The organism is Ruegeria sp. BG9 (genome assembly GCF_056538305.1).
Genome location: NZ_JBQFSY010000028.1, coordinates 1 through 1,132 on the forward strand (window position 1 = coordinate 1; position 1,132 = coordinate 1,132).

Below are 1,132 nucleotides of genomic sequence, written 5' to 3' on the forward strand. Positions count from 1 at the left end.
GGTTTTTTCACCCAGTCTTTGTCGGACCGTGATCCTGAGCTATTTGGCTCGATCACGTCCGAGCTGGGCCGTCAGCGCGACGAGATCGAGCTGATCGCGTCGGAAAACATCGTCTCTGCCGCCGTGATGGAGGCGCAGGGCTCGGTGATGACCAACAAATATGCCGAAGGCTACCCCGGCCGTCGCTACTATGGCGGCTGCCAGTTCGTCGATATCGCCGAAAACCTGGCCATCGACCGTGCGAAAGAGCTGTTTGGTTGCGGTTTCGCCAACGTGCAGCCGAACTCGGGCAGCCAGGCCAACCAGGGCGTGTTCCAGGCGCTGATCCAGCCCGGCGACACCATTCTGGGCATGAGCCTGGATGCCGGTGGTCACCTGACCCACGGTGCCCGCCCGAACCAATCGGGCAAATGGTTCAACGCCGTGCAATACGGTGTCCGCAAAGAAGACAACATGCTCGACTACGATCAGGTCGAGGCGCTGGCGAAAGAGCATAACCCCAAGCTGATCATCGCAGGTGGCTCGGCCATCCCGCGTCAGATCGACTTTGCCCGCATGCGCGAGATCGCCGACATGGTTGGCGCCTACCTGCACGTGGACATGGCGCATTTCGCCGGTCTTGTGGCCGCAGGCGAACATCCCAGCCCCTTCCCGCACGCGCATGTGGCGACCACGACGACTCACAAGACCCTGCGCGGTCCTCGTGGCGGTATGATCCTGACCAATGATGAAGATATCGCTAAAAAAGTGAATTCGGCGATCTTCCCCGGCATTCAGGGCGGCCCGCTGATGCATGTCATCGCAGGCAAGGCGGTTGCCTTCGGCGAGGCTCTGCGCCCCGAATTCAAGACCTATATCCAGCAGGTGATCACCAACGCGCAGGCGCTGTCGGATCAGCTGATCAAGGGCGGTCTGGACACGGTGACCCATGGCACCGACACCCATGTTGTGCTGGTTGACCTGCGCCCCAAAGGCGTGAAGGGCAACGCGACCGAGAAGGCCTTGGGCCGCGCGCATATCACCTGCAACAAGAACGGCGTGCCGTTTGACCCGGAGAAGCCGACCATCACTTCGGGCATCCGTCTGGGCTCGCCCGCCGGAACCACACGCGGCTTTGGCGAGGTCGAGTTCC

1 protein-coding gene is annotated in these 1,132 nt (G+C 61.7%); it reads left to right on the forward strand.

Features of this window, described 5'->3' with window-relative positions; genetic code table 11:
* A partial coding sequence (gene glyA / locus ACR0I8_RS22070; RefSeq protein WP_480703663.1) for a serine hydroxymethyltransferase occupies window positions 1-1,132 on the forward strand: 1,132 nt, incomplete at both ends.